Origin of the sequence: Novipirellula herctigrandis (assembly GCA_007859835.1) — a bacterium.
GTDB lineage: Bacteria > Planctomycetota > Planctomycetia > Pirellulales > Pirellulaceae > Novipirellula_A > Novipirellula_A herctigrandis.
The window spans coordinates 1,798,191-1,818,445 of sequence record SJPJ01000001.1 but is presented as its reverse complement, the minus strand read 5'-3'; the positions used below and the strand labels follow the sequence as shown (position 1 = coordinate 1,818,445).

Annotated in this window: 14 protein-coding genes and 1 tRNA gene; 6 read left to right on the top strand and 9 right to left on the bottom strand. The window is 52.2% G+C overall.

All coding sequences use genetic code 11. The features are described 5' to 3' along the window. The first annotated feature begins 109 nt into the window (after positions 1-109). Positions 110-814 (top strand): transposase, encoded by a 705-nt coding sequence (locus CA13_RS06540; RefSeq protein ID WP_146395144.1) that lies wholly within the window; start codon positions 110-112, stop codon positions 812-814. Positions 815-1,067: 253 nt separating this feature from the next. On the opposite strand, the gene CA13_RS06535 is transcribed toward CA13_RS06540, so the two are convergent. Beyond that, entirely contained in the window at positions 1,068-2,372 is a 1,305-nt protein-coding gene (locus CA13_RS06535) for an IS4 family transposase (protein WP_146395143.1), read from the bottom strand. Positions 2,373-2,870: 498 nt separating this feature from the next. On the opposite strand from CA13_RS06535, the gene CA13_RS06530 reads away from it, so the two are divergent. Further along, complete coding sequence (locus CA13_RS06530; protein WP_419194010.1) at positions 2,871-6,752, top strand: beta strand repeat-containing protein; 3,882 nt, start codon at positions 2,871-2,873, stop codon at positions 6,750-6,752. A 137-nt stretch (positions 6,753-6,889) separates the two neighbouring features. On the opposite strand, the gene CA13_RS06525 is transcribed toward CA13_RS06530, so the two are convergent. Continuing rightward, positions 6,890-6,973 (bottom strand) — tRNA-Leu (locus CA13_RS06525). 176 nt (positions 6,974-7,149) lie between these two features. Between CA13_RS06525 and CA13_RS06520 the strand changes: the two genes are divergently transcribed. Continuing rightward, on the top strand, positions 7,150-7,914 hold the full coding sequence (locus tag CA13_RS06520) for an MBL fold metallo-hydrolase (protein ID WP_146395141.1): 765 nt from the start codon (positions 7,150-7,152) through the stop codon (positions 7,912-7,914). A 119-nt stretch (positions 7,915-8,033) separates the two neighbouring features. On the opposite strand, the gene nusB is transcribed toward CA13_RS06520, so the two are convergent. The 5 genes from nusB to CA13_RS06495 form a co-directional block, all read right to left on the bottom strand. Next, positions 8,034-8,450, bottom strand: a complete 417-nt coding sequence (gene nusB, locus CA13_RS06515; RefSeq protein WP_146395140.1) for a transcription antitermination factor NusB — start codon at positions 8,448-8,450, stop codon at positions 8,034-8,036. A 106-nt stretch (positions 8,451-8,556) separates the two neighbouring features. Then, positions 8,557-9,024 (bottom strand): 6,7-dimethyl-8-ribityllumazine synthase, encoded by a 468-nt coding sequence (ribH, locus tag CA13_RS06510; protein WP_146395139.1) that lies wholly within the window; start codon positions 9,022-9,024, stop codon positions 8,557-8,559. Beyond that, positions 9,014-10,522 (bottom strand): transcription termination factor Rho, encoded by a 1,509-nt coding sequence (gene rho / locus CA13_RS06505; protein ID WP_146395138.1) that lies wholly within the window; start codon positions 10,520-10,522, stop codon positions 9,014-9,016. Before rho ends, ribH begins: the two co-directional genes overlap by 11 nt. Before the next feature lie 153 nt (positions 10,523-10,675). Beyond that, positions 10,676-11,341: a dephospho-CoA kinase gene (gene coaE / locus CA13_RS06500; RefSeq protein ID WP_146395137.1), complete on the bottom strand. Its 666-nt coding sequence runs from the start codon at positions 11,339-11,341 to the stop codon at positions 10,676-10,678. Between the two features lie 236 nt (positions 11,342-11,577). After that, a complete protein-coding gene (locus tag CA13_RS06495; RefSeq protein WP_146395136.1) occupies positions 11,578-15,045 on the bottom strand; it encodes a DUF7932 domain-containing protein in 3,468 nt (1,155 codons plus the stop codon). Positions 15,046-15,385: 340 nt separating this feature from the next. Here CA13_RS06495 and CA13_RS06490 point away from each other — a divergent pair, with 340 nt between their 5' ends. From CA13_RS06490 to can, 3 genes are all read left to right on the top strand, one after another. After that, positions 15,386-15,928 carry a hypothetical protein gene (locus CA13_RS06490; protein ID WP_146395135.1) on the top strand — a complete coding sequence of 181 codons (543 nt, stop codon included), beginning with the start codon at positions 15,386-15,388 and terminating at the stop codon, positions 15,926-15,928. Positions 15,929-16,182: 254 nt separating this feature from the next. Continuing rightward, positions 16,183-16,713: a hypothetical protein gene (locus tag CA13_RS06485; protein ID WP_419194009.1), complete on the top strand. Its 531-nt coding sequence runs from the start codon at positions 16,183-16,185 to the stop codon at positions 16,711-16,713. A gap of 22 nt (positions 16,714-16,735) precedes the next feature. Continuing rightward, complete coding sequence (can, locus tag CA13_RS06480) at positions 16,736-17,398, top strand: carbonate dehydratase (RefSeq protein WP_146395134.1); 663 nt, start codon at positions 16,736-16,738, stop codon at positions 17,396-17,398. An 89-nt stretch (positions 17,399-17,487) separates the two neighbouring features. On the opposite strand, the gene CA13_RS06475 is transcribed toward can, so the two are convergent. Together CA13_RS06475 and CA13_RS06470 are read right to left on the bottom strand one after the other, a co-directional pair. Beyond that, positions 17,488-18,132, bottom strand: a complete 645-nt coding sequence (locus tag CA13_RS06475; RefSeq protein WP_146395133.1) for a hypothetical protein — start codon at positions 18,130-18,132, stop codon at positions 17,488-17,490. Next, positions 18,129-20,246, bottom strand: coding sequence for a serine/threonine-protein kinase (locus tag CA13_RS06470; protein ID WP_419194008.1), 2,118 nt, complete (start codon positions 20,244-20,246; stop codon positions 18,129-18,131). Before CA13_RS06470 ends, CA13_RS06475 begins: the two co-directional genes overlap by 4 nt. Between the last annotated feature and the right edge of the window lie 9 nt (positions 20,247-20,255).

Genomic DNA, 20,255 nt, shown 5'->3' with positions numbered 1-20,255 from the left:
GAAAAGGGGAGAAGAAAAGGGGAGAAGAAAAGGGGAGAAGAAAAGGGGAGAAGAAAACAAATGGGTCAAACCTCTTTGTTTCATGCTCCGACAGTGATAGACTGTTGGAATGCCCCGATCACCACGAGCCGACGGAGCGGGAGGGCTATATCACGCCCTGAACCGAGCTAACTTAGGTGCGAAGATTTTTCGCAAGGAGGGCGATTTCGTTGCTTTCGAGAAAGTCCTTCACGAAGCGTTGCAGCTTTACAAGGTTGAACTATACGCTTACCAAATCATGACAACCCACTGGCATTTGATGTTGCGTCCGCTTGTCGATGGAGAAATGGGGCGATTTTGTAAGTGGGTCTGCGGTACGCACACGATGCGATACAATGCCCACTACCACATGACAGGGAAAGGTCATCTCTATCAGGGGCGTTTTAAGAGTTTTCCCATTCAGGATGACGAACACTTTTTTGTGGGTTGCCGGTACGTCGAACGCAATGCTCTGCGTGCCGAGATGGTGTCGCGGGCCGAGGATTGGCGGTGGGGTTCGCTTTGGCGATGGCTGCAATCCCCTGAGCCTGAACCGAAGTTGCTATCGCCCTGGCCGATAGCACGTCTCCCCAATTGGATCGATCGAGTCAATGCCCCTCTTACTGATAGTGAACTCAAGGCTATCCGCAACTGCGCCCAGCGCGGAGCACCATTGGGCGATGAAGGCTGGATCGAATCCATCGCACGACGATTGCACCTCGAGTCAACAATGCGACCACGCGGGAGACCAAGAGTGCGACCTTTACCAACCGACGATCAAAACAAAGAGGTTTGACCCATTTGTTTCTCCAACAATGCGACCACGCGGGAGACCAAGAGTGCGACCTTTACCAACCGACGATCAAAACAAAGAGGTTTGACCCAATACTGTTCGGCACTCCGTTTGCCCTTGCTGATTTCTAGCCGGAGTGATGGAGGCAGTGCTAATTGATGGACGTGAGCGAGGTAACCTCATTGGCAGCCGTTGGTTCCTATCGCGCAGCAAGCAACCCCGCCGAGACTTTCTGTTCGGTCGGAGCGCAGTGTCCCTAATGGTTCTTCGACTTTAGCTTTTTGATGTGGGCCTCAAGCTCTTGCAGTGACGCCCAGCCGAGCAAGTAGAAGCAAATCATCTCGTAAGTTCTTTTGTTCGGCTGACCGCCGGTGTAAATCAGAATCAGAAAGCACGCGATGATCGCGAGGTACATCTGAATCTCAACTCCGTTGGGCTTCGTGCTAAGGAGATGGCGGCAGCCAAGCAGCTGTTTGATCATTCTGAAAAATAGTTCGATTAGCCACCTGAGGCGATATGCTTCTGCAATCAGCTCAGCGGGAACATCCATCAGGCTGGTTGCCACACGAAGAATTCCGTCACTATTGGCTCCGCCTTTGCCAGTGCGAACGTGTGAGGGCACTTCGATCTCGATGTAACGGACGGGATGATCGGTGGCGATGGTCTTGCGATTGGATGTGTGCGCCCCGAGTATTACTTCGCAATCAAGCCGAACGCCCGCGGCCCGATCCGCATCAGTGAGAGGGCGTTCTTTGAGTCGTTTTGGCGTGCTGTTGTCGCGTAGTCGGCAAATGTAACTGCTGTCGGCGGCATGGATCGCATTGAACAGTTCGAACTTCGCATAGCCTCGATCAGTGACATAACATCGATCGGGTTGCAATACGGAAGCCAAGGCAATTTTCTCGTCATCTTTGCCTTTAGGTTTAGCGGGTGTCGCATCGACTCGCTCTGGCACACCACGGAGAATTTCAAAGTGCGTGTGCATTCGGTAGCCGTCAACCGCTGTCGTTGTGGTGCGTCCGGCTGCACGCCCCGTGGACGGAATCCAAGACAGCGAAGCCACTCGTACAGCCGTTTTGAAAACGCTACCATCAACAGCGGTTAATTGGTCTTTGATCCCATCGAACCGTGAAGGATCTGCGGATGGGATTTGTGTAGCCAAACTGGCTGCAATCTCTTTCAGCGGCTCAGGATCGAAAATGGTAACGGACTCTGAGAGCGAAGCACGTCCAACACCGAACTTTTTTTGTACAGTTTCCAGTTCACTCGCTTGCTGCAGTCCCCGCAGCGAGGACAGAATCGGATTGAACAGCCACATCAGCACCAAAACGCCGTACTGGTCCATGTGTAGATCACGACTACCGGCCTTGTCTCTTTGAGCACCTACGCTATGAAGCGACTCCAGTAGTGGCCGAATGCGTTTGAAGAACTTCAGGCCAGTGATGTCTTTGGCATCGATCCTTGACTCGACATTAGGTCTTTTTGCCGTGACGCCGGGGGCGAGTTCTGCCTCGCTGAAGCCAGCAGGTTTTCGACATTTCGGCAGTTTCTTTTTTGCCACAGCTTTGGCCTTGGGGTGTCAACATGGCGGACCATCCGCATTGGGTTGACTTGGCGCAAGTCGCGTGCCAAAACCAACAAAAATACAGTGCGCAAATTCTGTGCCGAACAGTATTGGGTTTGACCCATTTGTTTCTCTATTCGTTTTATCTTCGTAAATGATGGTCTCTTCCCGCATTTTCGGCGGTTCCCGCCCGCTGGCAGCACGGCCTCTCGAAGCACGGGAAATGACGCGGTGAATTAGGTCTCTCGGACAAGGTCTCACTCTCTTGCCTTTTCGTTGACCGCAATCTGCTGAAAACCGTTCCGGTTGTACGTATTGGGCGGTTTGTCGGATTCACTCTTAAGAGCTTGTGGAAACCGTTGCGGAACTCTTCGGCAATAGTCTCGAGTCCAAACTAGGTTTCAGTGCTGGACCTTCATTCGAATGTCCGCGGAGCCGGGGGGTTCCTTTTTGGGCAGCGGAGCGTCGAATCGCTCCGTCGAGTCAGGGCTCCCTTTGTCAATCAACTCTAATCTTACATCGTTGGGTGTGGGCCGACGTCCGTTACTCATCGAAAATATTACCTTCAATATCCGTGCGCCCGATAGCGTGACGGCGGCTTCGACGGATCGCTCTGGTGATCGTTCTTTGAAGCGTATCACTTCGTTAGTTTCACAGATCAAAGATTGGGTGTTTGAATCCGTGAAGTCTGGTGAGAACGACTCTCAGGCTAACGTCGACGAAGCGTTAACCAAGATCAGCGCGTTGCTTGGTTCCCAATTGGTTTTGGGCGGAGCCGACAATGCCGTCTTCGAGGGGCTCAACGCCGACCAAATCACGGACGTCGAAGTGTTGTCTCTTCCGCCTGGGGGAGCCGCCTTTTTCTCAGGTGGCGTCGTTCAGCGCGAACGATCGGCTAGCATCGTTAGCGACGAAACGCATCGTTTGCTTCGTGATGGTGGGTCACTCAATCTTAACGTCGGCGGTGGTCGCAGGACCATCAACGTCCGACAGGGCTCGTCCTTGGCCGGATTGATTCGCAAAATCAATTTGAATGACTTTGGAGTGCGCGCAAGCGAAAGCGATAATGAGTTAAGACTGCAATCGGGTGGACGCAATCAAGTCTCATCGTTATCGGTCGACATTCGACCCAAGCAAATTAAGAACGGAGTTCAAGGCTCTAGTGTCAGCAGTCAAAACGTCACTCAGATATCCGATGTCGACATCAGCAATCTGTCACCCGGTCAATCGGCGACGCTGATAGGTAGTCGCGATTCGCTCGCAACATCAGCAACCCTTACTTATAACGGTGATGCAAATGGTTTGGTGACCGGTTCAGCCACCTTTGATATCACGGGAGGTCTGGGGACCGTAAACGTAGCGGCGATCGAGGGCGAAACGCTCGCCCAGCTTGCAACCCGGATTAATGACGTATCGTCTTCGACAGACGCGATCGCGGAAGTTATCGACAATCAGTTGTTTTTACGCTCGCAGGATGTTGGGCAATCCGCACAAGTCCAAGTCTCCAATATCATTCGTGCCTACAATAAGTCGGTCGAAGGCGTAAACGCTTCACAGATTGACACGTTTGATTTGCATAGCATAGCAGACAATTCCATTGTTACACTTGACGGAACGGTGACCGCCGCTGCGGAGACGGCTCAGGTGGTGTATCGGGGGGGGCCCGGTAGCGTCGTTACCAACTCGGCAACGTTCACGCTGGCCGGCGATCTCGGTAGCACAGAAGTCGCGATTTCCGAAGGCGAATCTCTTGACACGGTTCGTGACCGCGTGAATGGTGAATCATCGGTTACGGGCGTGATCGCATCCGTCGACGGTGATAACTTGGTCTTCAGTAGCCAGGATGTTGGATCAGACCAGAGTATTCAGGTAACACTGAATCAAGTTAATCGTGTTGTAGATGCTGGAGAGATCGACACGACCCAGTTGGGATCGTTCAATATTCTCTCCATTCAGGCGGACCCCACTAGCACGCTCAATGGTGCAGTCACGTCGGCAGCCACCCGCGCGGTGCTAACGTACGAGGGTGACAACGGCGAAGCCAAGGATAACGCTACGATCACGATTACAGGGGAACACGGCAGTGCCGAAATCGTCGTTATCAAGGATCAGCCGCTGGAAACGCTTCGCGATTTGATTAACGCTAATACGGTTAACACGGGGGTTACGGCAACGGTGTCCGGTGACGATATGTTCCTCGAAAGCCAGAACTACGGCACATCGGGTACGGTCCAAGTTGACGTCGTCAGTGGCAAGTTTGATACGAAGGGCGATGTTGATAATCGCAATGCGATCGGCATGGACGCGCAACTTGTCATCAATGGCAACTCGGTCACGGGAAACGGGAACCAGGTGGCTTACAGCGATGGGGTCGGTGCCTATGTATTTGAAATTGCAGATGGATTTGCCGGAGCGTTTGATTCGGTCACCATTCGGGCCAGCGATGGTAATGTTAGCGGTGTTAATCCCTCACAATTGCTATCCTTCGATCCGGTTTCGTTGAACCCACAACCGTTCCACACTTTGCAAGGCGAAGTGGCAGCCGCCGCAACACGGGGCGAACTAACGTACCATGGAGGAAATGGCGAGGCCAAAGACGACGCGGTGTTGACGCTCACCGGCGAATTGGGCAGCACCACCATCACGATCACCGACCATCAAACGCTCGATTCCGTTCGTGATTCTATCAACTCAGAGAGCTCCGTAACCGGAGTGACAGCGTCCGTGTTCGACGATTACCTGACGCTTAAAAGCGTCAACTATGGTTCCGCTGGAACGGTTCAAGTCGTCGTTGAGTCCGGAAAGTTCGACACCGAAGGTGGTGATGGAGAGGGCGACGCGGCTGGGACCGACGCGGACCTTCAAATCAATGGACATGCTGTCAACACCGACGGAAACCAAGTGATCCTCAATGACGGTGCGGGAGTCTACTCGTTTGAACTTGCCGCTGGGTTTACAGGTGCTGTTGATCCAATCACGATCCGGACCAGCGATCAAGATGTCAGCGGCGTTAATCCCACGCAGGTAGTGGCCTTCAATGTTGATTCCATGAACTCTCAGCCTTTCGACATCTTTCGAGGGGACGTGACGGTTGCAGCAGAGCGAGGCGAGCTGGTCTACGAGGGGGACCAGGGCGAGGCCAAAGACGACGCGGTGATAACACTCTCCGGTGAACTCGGCAGCTCCAGTATTAGCATCCTCAAACACCAAACGCTCGATTCCGTTCGTGATTCGATTAACGAAGTTAGCTCGACGACGGGTGTGACGGCAACGGTTGTGGACGATTTTTTGACGCTTTCAAGCGCCAATTATGGCTCGGTGGGCGTGGTTCAAGTTGTTTTGGAATCCGGAAAGTTCGACACCAGCGGCGGCGACGGTGAGGGCAACGCGGCCGGCGTTGACGCGGAACTTCAAATCAACGGCGAGAACATTACCGCTGACGGAATTCACTTTGATTTCAGCAACGGCTTGGGTAGCTACTCCATTGAATTGGACGCTGGGTTCACAGGCGCTCTCGACCCTATCGCGCTTACGTCCCGCGAAGGCGACTTCACGCTCTTGGGAGTTGACGGTTCAGGGACAGCCTATGGTGTCGACGCCGAGGCTACCATCAATGGCCAAAATTTCGTCGCCAGTGGCAACGACTTCCATTTCACGATCGATGAAGCGGAAGTTGAATTTGAGTTGGCGTTGGCGTTCAGCGGTGACTTAGATACGATCACGCTGCGCTCGACACCTTCGGACTTTGACATCCATGGTGGCGATGGCAATGGAATGGCGACCGGAAGTGACGGAACCGCTACGATCAATGGGGCCACCTACATGTCGGCAAACGACGCGTTCGAAGTGGATGTAGACGGTAATGTGATAACAATCAACTTCGTTGAGGACTTTTTGGGTACGTTTGACCCATTGGCCCTCTCGGCAGCCTCATCGACGGTGCGCCGTTCGTATTCAGGTCGCAGCTATCATGCGTTGGGCTCGGCTCGGATCGTGGAGATCAACGGTCAACGTGCTGAACAACACGATGCCCGCTACATCGTCGAACAGAATGGTGTACGGTTGGCGTTGACACTTGCGGAAGGATTCTCGGGCCAATTGGATTCGTTCACTGTCCGTGCTGGAGGTGGCATCGAATTGTCACCTGCGACGAATGCCGAGCCGGCATTGACCGGGCAAATGCAGCAAGTAACCGAACAGGCTGTTGAGGGTTTGTTTGAGCTTGCATCGGGCGGTAAATATTCGGGCTCGAATGCGAGCTCGTTTGACACATTGGCGGCTGTGGTCAACGCGATCAGCAATTTGAAGTCGCTTTTGGGTGAAAGTCCGGTTCGAGGCCGATCTTTAAGTGGCGTGCTGGTTGACCAATTCGCGTAAGTCGCAGCAAAGGGGGAAGGTTGTCGTATTGGCTTAGCGGCCTAGGAAGCAATGGCTTCACTTGTGACTTCACTTGTCCGTGAAGCCACGAAAAAAGGGTTGATGCCTTTTGAGCAAAAACCCCGTGTTTTACCAAGTGCGGATGAGAGGACTTGAACCTCCACGACCTTGCGGCCACTAGAACCTGAATCTAGCGCGTCTGCCAATTCCGCCACATCCGCGTCGGTTGGCTTGTGGGGAAAACAATATCCAATTGCCCGCCGGCTGGCAAGTGGCTTTGGCAAATCGACGCTAGGACCGTTGGACGAGTTGGGATTGGCGGCTTGAGCGGTTACAATGGATTCATAGTGGATACTACGAATCGGACGATATTGGCTTTTTGTGGAGACCGACTACGGTGCGACTTCATTGTCTTGGGACGGTCGGTTATCACCCCAACGCGCGGCGGCATACGTCGTGCTACTTCTTGCCGGAGAGCGGCATCTTGCTCGATGCTGGTTCGGGGATTTTTCGCTTACCGCCTCTGATCCAAACCGAATCACTTGACATTTTGATTAGCCATGCCCATCTCGATCATACCGTTGGGCTAACCTTCCTTTTGGATATTCTCTATCAGCGTCCCGTTGAGCGGCTACGTATTTGGGGCGAACAAGCGAAACTTGATGCGATCCGAACTCACCTGTTTAGCGACCTGATCTTTCCAGCGAAAATTGATGCCGATTGGATTGCAATCGATGACAAGCCAACGATCGAATTGGCTGGCGCGACGGTTTCGTGGCGGAAACAGGATCATCCGGGGGGATCGGTTGGATTTTCGCTGGCGTGGAAGCGATCCCCCAGTCAAGAAGCTAAGAAGTTGGTCTACGCTACGGATACTACGGGTGATATCAGTGAAGCAGCCCGAATTTGGGCGCTTCGGTGCGACTTGTTGTTGCACGAATGCTACTTTCGTGATTCTCATGCTAAATGGGCGGAGCAGACGGGTCACAGTTGGACGAGCCGCGTTGCAGAGATTGCAGAGCAGGTTCAGCCCAAGAAATTGCTGGTGACTCATATCAATCCGATTGAAACTGCTCAGGATCCAATTGATATTGACGTCATCAAGCGAAAATGTGATGCCGATGTCGTCTTAGCGGAAGACGAATTGGTAGTTGATTTCTAGCACCCGGTTGAAGCCGAACAACAACAGAGTGGAGCTGAGGCTCTTGGGTGCAAAGGTCTCGCTTCTCGCGATACCGAGGGAAGAAACCTATCGATCGAAATCCAGCTTATGCTAAAGCGTTAACGGGATTTCTGTTCGCGGTCTTTATAGAGACGATCCAATACGCCGTTGACGAACCGAGGACTATTTTTGTCTCCGTACCGTTTCGCTAACACGATCGCTTCGTTTACCGCGACACGACCGGGGGTATCGCCAAACAGAATCTCGTAGGCACCGAGCCGAAGGACATTTCGGTCCGTCACGGCCATACGTGGCAGGGTCCAATTGGTCGCAAGCTTCGAAAGTTGCTGGTCAATGGCTTCGCGGTTTTCCAGGGTTCCGATTAGCAGTTTGTGGGCAAACACCGTCAGCGCTTTGCGGCCCTGCAGCCGCGATCGGATAAACTTCATTGCTTCGTCAACGTCGCGAGGATCATTGATGTCCGCTTCGTAAAGCAATTGCAAGACGATCTCGCGGGCGCGGCGGCGAGTGGACATTCGAACCTAACAACTTGAAACGATGGGAAGGAACTTGGAAACAATCAAGAGCGAGATTCTAAATGGAAACCGGTCACGCGCCGATTAGGGGAGCCCGAATAAAAGGCTACATTTTTTTCATTAGGCGAAGTAATTCGATCACGGCACCGGCCGCCTCTTCACCTTTGTTGCCGACATTCCCGCCACTTCTTTGCAGGGCTTGCTCGACCGTATTGCATGTCAACAAGCCGAAACCGACTGGAATTCGACTTGCGAGCGACAATTCCATCAACGACGTGCTGACAGCCCGATTGATGTGCTCATCATGGGTCGTTTCACCCTTGATCACACAGCCAAGCGTGACGATGCCGATCACTTTGCCTTTCTCGACCAATTGTTTTGAAAGAAGCGGCAATTCCCAGGCGCCCGGTACACGGACAACTAGAATTTGCTGGTCATTGTAGCCAGCTTCGGCCAGCGTTTCTTTGGCAGCGCGGACCAACGAATCGCAAATCGCGGGATTGTAGCGACTTGCAACGATGGCAATTCGACCTTTTGGCAACTCACCTTCGAGTCCCGTTATTTCAATCGACATTCTTCAAACTCATCAAAAATTCGACGTTGTTCTGTGTTTTGCGAAGCTGCTTCACCAAGGATTCCATTGCCTCGGCAGGTGACAATTCCGCCAGACTACGGCGAAGCACCGAAATGCGGCGGTACTCTTCGGGGTCCATCAACATTTCTTCGCGACGGGTTCCACTGCTGCTGATATCGATTGCTGGCCAAACCCGACGGTCCACGAGGTCGCGGTCGAGGACGATTTCCAAGTTTCCGGTCCCTTTGAACTCTTCGAAAATAATGTCATCCATGCGGCTGCCGGTATCGACCAAAGCGGTCGCTAGGATCGTAAGCGATCCGCCCTCTTCTACTTTCCTCGCCGACCCAAACAGTGCTTTTGGTTTTTGCAGCGCTCCCGCATCCAGGCCGCCACTAAGAAGTTTGCCGGTTGTTTCGCCTTCGCTATTGTGAGCGCGGGCAAGCCGAGTGATCGAATCCAAAAAGATGACGACATCGGTTCCCGCTTCGACCATTCGTTTTGCTTTTTCGATCACCATCTGAGCGACTTGGATGTGACGCTGGGCCGGTTCATCGAATGTGCTACTGATGACTTCACATTGTGGACCGCGGACCTCGCGCTCCATATCGGTGACTTCTTCGGGCCGTTCGTCGATCAGCAAAACGAAAACATAGGCTTCGGGATAGTTGGATAATACGGCGCGAGCCAATTGTTGCATCAAAATGGTCTTGCCGGCTCGCGGCGGGCTGACAATCAAGCCACGTTGCCCAAATCCAATTGGGGTTAACATGTCGACGACGCGAGTACTCATTTCCTTGCTGTCGAACTCCATCATGATTCGTTTATCAGGATGAAGTGGCGTCAATTCGTCAAACGGTTTTTGGTGTTGCCGCTGCATGGGATCGCAGCGATTGATTGCCTCGATCCGTAGAAGTGCAAAGTAACGTTCGTTTTCTTTGGGCGGACGAATTTGCCCTGCTACATGGCTACCCGTTTGCAAGCCAAAGCGTCGGATTTGACTAGGCGAGACATAGATATCGTCCGGACAGGAAACATAGTGATAATCGGCGCTGCGCAGGAACCCGAATCCGTCGGGCAAGATTTCCAAGGTTCCTTCGCCGAACATCAATCCGTTGACCTTCATGCGATGCTTCAGAATGCTGAAGATCAAATCTTGGCGACCCACGTTGGTTGCAGTGATCCCGGCGGCGAGGGCCATCGCATTGAGCTCTTCGCTCGACATCGTTTGAAGTTGCGCGATGTTTAATTGAGGTGAGTCGCGTTCGCCGCTAGGGATGCCTACTTTTTGCCCGCATTTGTTTGCTTCACTGACAATTTCTTCGGGCAGCGAAAGTGGATCGCGTTCGGCATCGAGTTCACGAATTCGCTCGTCCACCTCTTTGTCTGGGTGGCGAGGTCGGTCGTGATGGCGACGGTCGTTGCGGTAGTCACGAGGTCCGTTGTTGTCACTCGAACCACGTTGGTCGCGAGAGCGAGGGGGCCGGTTGGATTGCATTTTGAATAGTCCGCATGATGGCGGCTGAAAGCAGGAAGGGGAGCTGTTGGAAAAGAGCCAGTTCGTTCAGTGGAAAAAGGCGAATGAGACAGGTTCGTTAACGGGGGTGGGGTGGAAACCGTAAAAAAGGTGGATTGCGTTTTTATTTACTACTTAATTTCTATCAGCAATCGTTCGACAATGTGTATCAATACTAGGTGCAGCCGCACCATTATTTCCCAGGTGTGTCAATTTGTCCCAGTGGCTTCGGACGATGCGACGAAGGTCCGTTAGCCCCGAGCCATTTTCGATGACGCAACTACTTAGTCGTCGTTTTTCGTCTGTTGAAAGCTGATTTGATTCTCGTTTGCGAAGTTCCGATTCATCCCAGCCTCGTTGTTTCGCCCGCCGCAACCGGTGGGCCCATGGGGCATCGACAAACCAAATCTCATCACAGCTTCGGTCCCACTTCGATTCGAATAGGAGTGGGACATCCAAAATTGCCACTTTGACCCCCGAACGTTCCGCTGTTGCGAGTCGTTCGGTGATTTCTTCGCGAGTCGGTGGATGAATTACCGACTCCAGATAGTGTAACGCCGTACGACTCGGTTCGTCATCCCCGAAAACGACCGAAGCCAAAGCCGTTCGTTCGATTTGACCGTCCGATCCAGTGATTTCCGGTCCGAAATGGGAGATGAGCTTGGCTTGTATTTCAGGGCTTTGCAGCACATCGCGTGCGACCAAGTCGGCATTGATCCACGTCGCTCCGAGTTCCTCTAGGTAGCCGGCAACGGTCGATTTGCCCCCCGCAGGTGCACCCACAATCCCGATTACAATCATCGTTGCTGCTCTCGTATTTGGTTTGGTTGTGAGTTCATGCGAAGAGTTGCTTGTCAAATCGAAATGAGAAATGGTGTTCTTTTAGTCGACAAAAAAACTGCAAAAAAAATTTGTGGATTACAACGATTCTAACGGATTTTGATCCCAGCCCGTGTTTTGTTGCGTTTCACGATGCCAGTGTCGGTAACCGGCGCAGACTTGAGGAGCGAGAAGCGGCAATTCTCTTTTCCCCGTCTTTACGGCATCGGCGTTTGTGTGGGAGTCGTCGTTTCGGTCGTGGTGGCCGTTCCAGTGGTTTGTTCCGTCTCCAATTTGACCAGTAATTCAGACCGTTGCTTTGCAACTTCATATTCTAATCGGGCTCGGTTCATTTGAGCCTCTTCTTCTTGGCGGACCAATTGGTCATACACTTCTCCCGAAATCACTCGGTCCGAGTGCGCGAGCAATTCCGGATCATATGTCATACCAGGATGCGTTTGGGCCGCAGTGAATCGCTCGAGTGAAACCTTTTGCGTTTCCATTTGCTCCTCCATCTTATCCACTTCTTTTTCTGCCAAATCTCTCGCGGCTCCTTGTGGGATTGCGTTTTTTGCCGTTCCGAACGGATCGTAGTCCTCCGGCGCCGTCCATTTGTCCCACCAACTCAGTTTTGGCCCAAAAATGCTTGCCATGATTCGGTCGACTCGATTGATCATATAGGACGAGACGGCACGACTTCGTTTGAAGAAGGCTGTTGGGAAAATTGCAGAGTCCCAAATCGTTTTGGAATGCGTTGCCATGTAACGTATGTTGGCGAGCAACTCGAACAATAATTGTAGAGTCGCTTCGTTTTCTTTTATTTGGCGAAGCGTGACGCCATAGTTAAGTGATCGTTCAGCAAGGTAGTTCAATTTTGGCATGGTGGGGCGCACACCACTGGCCCCCCACGTGCGACTGGTCCGCGAGACATGTTGTTCGTTGTAGATGTCGACCAAAATGGAATCGATCAACTCGTGTCCGATCTTCTGGATTTCTTCTTGTGTTAACGGCCGGTCGACATATTTTTCGTTGAACCGTGGAAAGGTTCGTTCACTAACGAGCCGGATGAATCGGTCAACCTTGTCTTCGAATCGCATCGCCAAAAAGACGCCATGCTTGTTTTGTTGGCTGTTGATGAAATCGCTATCTGCCACATCGATCGCATCGGCTTCGAAAAGCACTGCGGAGCCCTTACTTGAATCGAGTGTTCGCCTTGCTTCGAGCGTGCCGACTTTGCGTTTTTTGAAAAAGCCCCATGAAGTATCGGTATCGCCGGTATCGTACCGATGCACGATCACCCATCGATGCATTGGATCGATTTTTTTTAGTCTAGCCTGCAAATCACGGGCTTCCCGTTCTAGCCAAACCGCTTTGGGTTGAAACAAGAATGTTCGTTTGTTGATTTTGAATTCGTGAACTGCTCCGAGCGAGGCATCAGCGATGTCCGCGGCACCACTGGTCACGCCACCGACCACTTCACCGCTGCGGGCGACATACTTGGACCAACGGCGGACTTGTTTCAAAAACGCTCGTTCGGTTTTTAGTTGGCTAGGTTTTTTTTCATCACTGATCGGAATCAATGATGTTTCGAGCATCTTTGCACCGCCTGTTCGCGAATCACCGACAACGTAAAAGGAAACGTTATAATCCGCTGCGGCACTTAAAAACTGAGACTTTGCTAATTGGCTAAATGCCGCTGTCTTTCCTGCTGCGGTCAGGAAGTAATTGTTGGGAATGATGATGGTCATTCCTGCCCATTCTTCGAGCAACGATTTGTCTTGATCAATCTTGCGGACCAAATCGAGGAAACCGTAGTAGGCTACATCCCAAACATCCAAGCCGCTGCCAAAATAATCGGCCAATTGTGTCCATTTTTCAATGTCATCGACATCGGTATTCTGATTGGCAATCAATAAGAAACGCGAACCTTCGTCACGTCGGTACTTTTCTGAAACACGAATCAATTCGCGACGATAATCGACACGGCGGTATTCGTCATGGCGGTCGCTCGAACCAGGCCGTTGTTGATGCAAATCGACTCCCAGCACGAATGCTTGATACGCAATCACGTCGCTATGATCACGGATGCCAATTCGCGTTTCGATCCAACGTGTTTCGCCAGGGGCGAGATTGCGAACGGCCGATCGGAATTCTTGCTCAAGCAGATCGTGTGGATTGTCGGAATCGTCAAAGAACAACACTTGGTTCAAGTCGACGTCGCCCCCCAACAATCCCGCGCCGGTACGAACACTGCGGTGAAGCATTTTGTCGTCAAACGTTTGGTTGCTGACGTTTGTGATTCCCCAACGGACGCGTGTCGATTCACCGGGCGCGAGACTATTGAGTGCGATCACATCGGTCAATTCAATCGGGAAGCGGACTTCGACGATTTCCCCATTTTCAAAATTGCGAAACGGACGATGAATACCACTTTCCATCACCGCGATCGGGCTGATCGGTTGATTTAGAGTGAAGCCACGTTTACGCGGACCCGCGATGATGACATCGGCTAACCGAAGCCGCAGTCCTTGACCGGAAAACGTGAAAGTTTCATCGGGGGCAAGCGAATGGGGCAACACCAGCTCAATGTCTTCACAATTCATCCATTCGTCGGACGGCAAAAATGTCCGAGTTGTGTAGTTCGATGGCGTGGGCATGCCGCCACAATTTCGTACCGTGACATTGTCAATACTGACGAGACTATCAGGTTCGAGAATTTCGTACTCACTTGCGATGTCGAAGGAGACGAGTTCCAAATCGTAAGGGGAACTGTAATGTTGCTGGGAACCATCGCGATTTTTAATGACAATGCGAAGCTCTCCATCGCGGCCAGGGCCACCATCACGTGCACGGTACCTCGACGACGCTCCGGTGCGACCGCTTGGTCCGGAAAAGCCGCCTGGATTTGAACGATGGATGGTCCGCACTTGTCGCTTGCCTTGCGAGTCCGTGTAGGATTGTGATTCGGTCCAGTGGTAACTGCTCCCCCCTGGCCCGCCGGGGCCACCTTGTCCACCGATTCCGCCTTCGCCGGCGAATCCCATGTCGCCACCATTGAGGTCCCCTTTGAGCAGCATCAAAAGTCCTTGGTCATCAACATCAAGGACGAGAGTGACTTCACCTCCCACGCCGCCGACTTCGCCATCGGTTGGATTTCCGGCGTCACCACCGTCGCCTCCCGGACCGCCATTACCACCTGATGAAAAACGAGTTGCGTTGCGGCCGCGATGACCGCGAGCACCTGGTTGTCCATCGCCGCCACGACCGCCGTCGCCTCCCCGACCACCGGTGGCGTCGATAAAGATATAGCCTTCGTTTCCAATCGGGTGTTGAGCACGAATCGCGTTGCTGGGGTGATTGCGAAGATTCGCTTTGCCATTGATTTCGACGACGCCGAGATCACGCGATCGATCGGCATAGCGAATTTCGATGACCGCCGACGCTGCATCTTCGCCGCGGAATGCGGGCGAGGCATCTTCACCACGTTGGCCGTTGACACCGGGACGGCGAACCGGTTCAAAGAAGCTTCGTCCGTCCACGCCGCTTCGACCATCGTCACCGGCCAAGTCAATCCGAAGCAGCGTTTCGGTTTCCGCATCGGATTCGAATGCGCCGGTATGCGCGTTTTCGGAGCCCGCAGCGCCTAACACGATATCTCGCAATTCATTTTGTCGGTCGGAATTCATTGGCGCAACGGTTGGGCGATGGTGACATCAAGTAGATTAGGCGTTCGTGCCATGATTAGGGAGTTCACTTTTTCGCGTTGCTATCAGCCAATGACGAATGTAAAACGTTTGAATCTGTCTTAACGCTGAATTCCAACGCAACCACATTATAAGCGACAGCTGAAGAGAATACTCCCGGGGGGCAAATGACATCAGGGCTCGACCTAAGTGTTTGCAAAGCCTGAATGTTTGCAAAGTGATTGCTGCGGATGTTAGACTTGGGGAACTTATTTCGAAGCTCGCCAAGGATGTCCCGGCGAAATCGATTCTGTGATCTTGCCTTTGAGAGGATTGGGGTCTCATGTCAAAACATCGGAAATTTCATTGCCGCGTCGCTCTTTCGAATGCCGTTCTCACGATTTTGTTCTGTTTGAGTATGTCGTTATTGTCGGGATGTACAGGCCGCAGCAACGAACGTGTTGCCAAACATCGATCATCGAAGGAAGTGTTGGGCCGATGGATGAGCGTTCGCGGTAGTCGTGGCCAGGACTACACGACTAAACATGTCTTGGATGGCGAAGAATTCTCGGCGCGTTGGGTGTTGACCAAACACATTGGCGGCTCGTTAAAGTTGCAGCTAAAGCTGCCGCCCGAATGGAATGACATGAAAGTATATGATGCCGTTCAATCCGTCTTTATGGAGGAAGACAAACAGCCTTGGTTCTATCCAATTGAAGACGTCTTTTTGGAGGACCTTCGTCGTGCATTGTTGAGCAAGGAAGAGGAGGTCTCGATCCCAAACGGGACTCCTGACATGGCCTACTTTACCAACACGCTATTAAAGCGGCGTGATTACGAGTACTTCATCGAGTTGACTGCCGAAGTGATCCCCGATATGGACTGAGGAATATCGAAAGCAGTGGAGGATGGAGCTGGCATTGGGTGTTGTCGTTGCTGCTAACATGGATTCCTTGGTGATGATGTTTGGGAAAGATTGTTTATAAATCATGCAAAATGCTTCCGTGGCTGCGAAGAGCCAGTGCAAAGATGATTGATTGCCAGCCTGAATCACGTCACAATGTGAAGGACGCATCCATTTCTGTTTGGGAGCGATCGGAAATGTTCCGTTGAAATATTGTCCTGTAGGAATCCGCCATAGTGAATTTGCTAAGAATGCAGCCAACCTTTACGGTTGACTTAAACGTCGGTGCGGACGAAGCGATGGTTAGGATTCGCGAATCGATTCGTTCGCTCGAATCGCTACAGTATGCCAAGGCAGCAGGAGATTGCGCCGAGTTTACCGTTGAGCCGGAGAGTCGGCGATTTTTTTCGCCTCATTTGTCTGTTCAGGTGAGCGATACCTTCGACGGTTCGCAGTTGTTCGGCCGCTTTTCGCCTCGGCCTGAGATTTGGACGTTTTTTATGTTCATCTATTTCGTGATGGCATGTCTCATTTTTTTTGGTGCAATCTATGGGTATGTCCAATGGTCCATGAAGGAACAGCCTTGGGCATTGCTGCTGGTTCCAATTAGTATTGTTGTGATCGCGTTATTGCACTTCGCCAGTTTAATCGGTCAAGGATTGAGCAATGATCAAATGGTGAAACTGCGTGGGCAACTGGATCAAACGCTGGCCTCGTTTTCAAACGAATCAGCTATGCGAGAAACGATTTGTAAGTCCGATTCGTAAACACTATCTTGGGAATCAATCGATGCGTTTATTAAAGGAACTGTTCGAGAAGAATCGACTTTGGGCTGAAAAGTGCGTCGAGGTTGACCCCGGTTTTTTTCATCGACTTTCGCACTTGCAGAAACCCAACTTCTTTTGGATTGGGTGCGCGGACAGCCGAGTTCCTGCGAACCAGATCGTTGGGCTCGATCCGGGCGAGTTATTTGTTCATCGCAACATCGCCAATTTGGTTGTCCATACCGATTTGAATTGTTTGTCGGTTTTGCAATATGCGATCGAAGTCTTGAAAGTCGAGCATGTGATTGTTTGCGGGCACTATGGATGCGGCGGAGTGGGGGCGGCACTATTTAACAAAGAGGTTGGGCTGAGCGAAAACTGGCTCCGTCACTTGCAAGATGTTGTTCGCATCCACCAACCTACACTCGACAAAATTAGAAGTCCTCGTGGCCGTAGTGACTTGCTTTGCGAGCTGAACGTGGTTGAACAGGTCATGAACGTGTGTCGAACGACGATCGTCCGCGAGGCATGGCGATGCGGCCAATCCGTAGCGGTTCACGGTTGGATTTATTCGCTCAATGACGGTCGATTAAGAGATTTGAACGTGAGCATCACGTGTAACGAAGAAACGCTGCCTTTCTATGAAGCGACCTTGGCAAGCCTGGCGGGGCGTGTCGCAACTTCGTAACACCACACGCGAAATCACAACACGCCGGTTCTTCACCCCGGATCCTAAAACACTGGCGCAGTTGCCATTTAGATTGGCGCAGTTGCCAGTTACGATGTCGCAACTTTGTGTTTTGTTTTCACTCGGCGGCTCAGCATGCCTGTGACGGCACTGGCAAGTACCAACAGGCAAAATCCACCACCGACCGTGAGCCCCATTATGCCTAACCGGTCGCTGATTTGGACTTGCTTCCATGCACGATGGATTTCCTGTCGCGTTGGCTCATCAAACTCAAGTTCGGTAGCATGTTCGAACAGTACCGTATCGCCCTGTGTCACCTCGCCATGGTACGATTTGCGGACCAGCTTTTCGTCGATCCACTCGTTCGTGATGGTGAAAAAATCAAAGTTGCGTCCTGCATTAACTAATCGTTGAATGTAAGTTAGCACCGCTGCTCGCTGCATCAAACGAAGGTTTTGTTCGCTAGCTTCGAAGGTATCCGAAGGTGACGATACGACTACCCAATTGTGCACCGAATCGTCAAGTTGCGGTACATTGTCGAGCCATTGCGGACGATCCGATGGAAAGATGATTTGGTCCAGCGGAGCAACGGAAAGCTCTACGGATTTGCTTTCTTCCAATAATTCGGCTTCCGCCTTCGTGTTTGACTCCTCTTCTGCTACTGCGGTGGGTGCGGGCAGATTTATGATTGACGCAACTAAACAAAAAAGGGCGGATCGCAAACCAATGTTCATGCTACACCTCCTCGATTAGCGACCGATTCGTTCGCGGGATAGGGCGTTGGAACAATCGGGTTTCGCGATGGCGCGGGTTCGGTTTTTGATTTCGACCAGAGCCGTGGATTCACCCATGGGGCCGACATCTGTATCGCAATGGCAATTGCACCCGCAGTCAAGATCCCAGCGGGCTGTGGAATCGGCAACACTTGGTGAACAGCCCATTCGGCCGCGACTGCGACAACGACACTCCATATGCTCAATCGGTTACGACGGAGCGGGTCGACCGCTTTCCACCAACGCAGTGCCGAAAAGAGCAAAGCGAAGTGAACCATCATTGCGGACGCTTTCGGAATTTCATTGTCCCAGTACAACGCTTGTGGCAATGTCGTGGAATCGATCTCGCGTCCTAAGCCAACGTCGAGCGGCAGCATCAAGAATTGATAGGCTGAATAGGCCACGATCCCAACGCCTGCGCCGACGCCGGCCAAGACGATACGGCGTGGCAAACTTTCACCCTCGTCTCTTTCCCACAGTTTGCCAAACCCTAGTATCGTCAAGGACGCAACTAGAACCACCAACGCCATTGCTCCATAGGGTGCAATCGCAAACGAATCGACAGGGCCACTGCGAAGTCCTATCACGCCCGCACAAAGAGCCAATCCCATTGTGATCGCCGTAGCTGTGATCCACGACGTATTGAGTTCCGCAGCACGGTGAAGCGTATGTTTGGCTCGTAAATCGTTTCGCATGTGTTCACGCCACTGGGCCTTGGTCATCGGACGTGGCGACGGACCATGGAGAGCGGCAAGTTGGTTCGCAGAAGCTTGTGCCTTGGCATAACTGGGTTGTTGACTGACATGCAGCACCATTTGACGCACGACGTAGTAGGGGACATACACAATCCCAATCACGGTCAATAATGGCAGCAGCCAATGCGTGTTGATGAACAAAACGAAAAAACCGGTCAGGAACAAAAACGCTTTTGCGCCTGGCGATCGGTCAAGGGATCGCCACCATCGTTCTAGATCGGAGAAACTCGCCCGCACTGCTCGGGCAAAAGGTTCAGGAGAGCAATCTTTGTGAGCAGAAAGCGGAGGCTTTGGGGATTGAGCTTCGGGTAGCGGATGGACTTCCATCGGTGAGGTTTCCGCAAGCTTGGCAACGATCGGATGAGTAGCGGCGTGAGTTGCCGCGTGGCCATCTACATTCATTGACAAAGCGTTCGTCATCTCGGTGACCGTTGCGAATCGTTTCGCGGGGTCCTTCTCCAAGCTTTTGGCGATGACCGACCGATAGGGTTCGCCGATCTGTGATAGATCAGGTTTGGCCGTCATGTGTTTGACGATGATTTCGTGGCAGCTTTCACCATCAAACGGAACGTTCCCGGTCAGCAATTCGAACAACATGATGCCGAGTGCATAGATGTCGATCTCGCGACCATACTCGCCTCGCCCGATCTCTGGTGCCATGTAATGGAACGTGCCAACACTTTCAGTATGTCCGCCACGGTGTGATGACGAAATGAATTTGCTGAGCCCGTAATCACCGACTTTCACGATTCCCAGATCGTCGAATACGTTGCCTGGTTTCAAATCGCGGTGGACTAATCCGGCGCCATGCAAATGATGGACGCCCTTGGCGATTGCCGAAAACCAACGCCGTGCTTCCGATTCGTTCAATCCGTTGGGCAATTCGTCAAGCACTTGTCGCAGGTTCTTACCGGCAACATATTCCATCACCACCCAAGCTTGATCCGATTCGTCGTGACAGATGTCAAAGAGGGCGACGAGATTGGGATGTTTCAAATTCAAGCAATGCGAGACGCCTCGCAGTTCCACTTCCAAATTCCGCTGGATACGCTTCAATGCGACTTCTTTGCCAGCTGCGCTGATCGCAAAATAGACCTCACCAAATCCGCCAATCCCGATCCCACGACGTATCGTGTATCGCGGCAAAGGGGTCGATCCGGGCGGGTAAGTAAACGACATGGATTTGGAATAATTCGACGGTTCGTAAGCTTGAGTTACCTCTAATCCGCAATCGCCAGCGTCTTTGTCGAAAAAACCGCTTGCAACGGATGATTTTTTAGTGGGTTTTTCCCTCTTTAGTTTACCGAGAAGTGCAGTCATGAATCGGCC